Origin of the sequence: Candidatus Corynebacterium faecigallinarum (genome assembly GCF_052264515.1) — a bacterium.
Classification (GTDB): Bacteria; Actinomycetota; Actinomycetes; order Mycobacteriales; family Mycobacteriaceae; genus Corynebacterium; species Corynebacterium faecigallinarum.
On the sequence record NZ_JBQQOC010000062.1, the window covers coordinates 1 to 2346 of the forward strand.

Sequence of the window (2346 nt, forward strand, 5' to 3'; positions counted from 1 at the left end):
GGCTCTTCTCGATTTAGAGTGCGTTGATCCGGTCCTGCAGCTGGCCGGAGTGGATCAGCGACCGCAAGATGTAGTGGTCGAGGTTCCTGAACCCTAGGGCGATGCCGCGTAGATGCTCCAGCCTGCCGTTGATGGCCTCGACCGGACCGTTGGATGCGCCGATATCGAAGTACGCCAGGATGTCGTGCCGTCGGCGCCACAGGGTCCGGCCGAGTTGCGCCAGCTCCTCCAGCCCCGTCGGTAGGCCCTTGCGCAGGGTGCCGATCACCCTGCCCATCAACTTCTTGCCCCGCGCTCTGTCCGGCTGACCATAGGCACTGACCAGGTCCTGGTAGAACTCCCAGGTCACCTGCAACGCGACGTAGTCATCGTCGGTGTCCCACAGCCGATCCAGGCGCTGGCGCTGCCGGTCGGTGAGGAAATCGGTCCTGGTCAGCAGCGCCCGGCGGTGCTTGTACAGCGGATCGTCTTTCTGCCCCCGACGTCCGGTGGTTTCTCGCTGCAGGCGTTGCCGACACCCGGTGAGCTTCTCGGCGGCGAGGTGGACGACGTGGAACGGGTCCATGACTTTGCGCGCCGCAGGGAGAGAGTGGTCGACGGCGGTGGCGTAGCCGGTGAACCCGTCCATCGTCACGACCTGCACCCCGGCCCGGAAGTCCGGGTCCCGCTCACCCAGCCAGGTCTTCAGGACGTCTGCGGACCGCCCCGGGCGCATGTCGATCAGACGTGCCGGGCCTGCCCCGTCGGTCAGCGGGGTCAGGTCCACCAGCACGGTGACCATTGAGGACGGCTCGCCGGGTCGGCGGGTGTGTTTCCAGACGTGCTCATCGACGCCGAGGACCCGGACCCCAGCCAGGTGGGAGGGGTCAGCGTAGACCATGCTCCGGGCCGCGGTGACGGCGACGGTATTGACCAACTCCCAGCCGATTCCGAGAGCCTTCGCCGTGGCGGCCACGCTCATACGGTCGATGGCGAGGCGTTGGAGGATCCAGCGGGTCACCCGGTGGGTGAGTTTCGCCCCGTCGTCAGCGCAGGCCAGTGAGGTCTGGAAGATCTTCCTGCTGCAGGTGGGGTTGGTGCATGTGAAGCGGGGTACCCGGACGTTCAGGCGGGTGGGGAACCCCACGACCGGTAGGTCGACGAGTCGACGTCGGATGTGGTCCCGCTTCACCCCAGGCATCGCGCAGTCCGGGCAGGTGTCGGCTACGTCCACCGGCTCGGCGTTGATGATGGTGAGGGTGCCGGCGTCGGCGGCATCGGTGATCGTCAGACCGAGTTCTGCGGTGCGGCAGATGGTGTCGGCGACGAGGTTGCCAGTAGGGTGCACGGTAGGGTCCTGGTTCGGTCAGATGGAAGCTTCGCAACTCTCATCTTGTACCGGCCAGGGCCTCTGTATGTTGTACCACCCCGCGTCCCGCCCTTCAGCTATCTACGCACTCCGAACCGCGAAGAGCCCCTTAAGTACCCAAAATATTTAAGGGGGGGGTACTCACCTTCTACCCCTCAGGTACGGGTGACCACACATCAACGGCGGGCACCTGACGTCATGTCAGGTGCCCGCCGTGTGGAGCCGGGGGCCGGGGCCGGTCAGGACCCTGCGGTAAACAGGTCCGGCCAACTGGTCGGAATCCGGCCGACGGTGTCCTCGTCGATGCCGAGCGAACCCATCACCGAACCGACGCCACTACCGGCGATCTCACCGGCACCTGAGCTGCCGGCGAGAGAACCTTCAGTACTCAGCACGTCTCCACCGTTTCCGGCGAGGACACCCAGGAGGATGTCCTTGAGATCGCCCAGGTCAGACAGGAGCTGGGAAAACGGTTCCATGCCGTTACTCCCCGGTGGAGGAACCGAGACCCTCGCCGCCGAAGCTGCCGGCGATAGATCCGTCGGTACTCAGGACGGAGGCGTCGCCCTTGAGCAGGCCGACGAGGATGTGGATGAGGTCAGTCAGGTCGCCGAGGGAGGCGCCGATGCTGTCGAGAGAGTCCATGGGTGTTCTCCTAGGGGAAGTCAGAAGGGATATCGTGCCGTCTCCGGGGAATTCCCGGTGCACTGCGCACAACACTATCGGACCCGAACCGGTGGCGCCAACAAAACCGGAAAACTTTTCCCGTCCGACTTACTGTCCCACCCGGCCCCTCTCGTCTACGCCGTGGCGTCCGGCCCCTCGGTCCGCGAGCGCTTGAGCTCGAAGAAGTGGGCGGGTCTCGCCACCAGCTGGTTTTGCGGTCATGCAGGTCAGCATGTTCTGAAATGTCTTGCTCGTCTGGGGAATCTGGGGTGACCAAGGTCTGGGGAGGGCAGATAAGGGCAAAACTCCCCTCCCTCAGACACGAGAAAAGG

At 64.9% G+C, this 2346-nt stretch carries 3 protein-coding genes; all 3 read right to left on the bottom strand.

The genetic code is table 11. The features are described from left to right. Positions 1 to 13: 13 nt before the first annotated feature. The gene (locus tag ACTXPP_RS14015) at positions 14 to 1327 is read right to left on the bottom strand and encodes an ISL3 family transposase (protein WP_073884859.1); all 1314 of its coding nucleotides are present in this window, start codon (positions 1325 to 1327) and stop codon (positions 14 to 16) included. Between the two features lie 260 nt (positions 1328 to 1587). After that, positions 1588 to 1827 carry a hypothetical protein gene (locus tag ACTXPP_RS14020; protein WP_443342718.1) on the bottom strand — a complete coding sequence of 80 codons (240 nt, stop codon included), beginning with the start codon at positions 1825 to 1827 and terminating at the stop codon, positions 1588 to 1590. A 4-nt stretch (positions 1828 to 1831) separates the two neighbouring features. Further along, the gene (locus ACTXPP_RS14025) at positions 1832 to 1993 is read right to left on the bottom strand and encodes a hypothetical protein (RefSeq protein ID WP_443342720.1); all 162 of its coding nucleotides are present in this window, start codon (positions 1991 to 1993) and stop codon (positions 1832 to 1834) included. Positions 1994 to 2346: the final 353 nt, after the last annotated feature.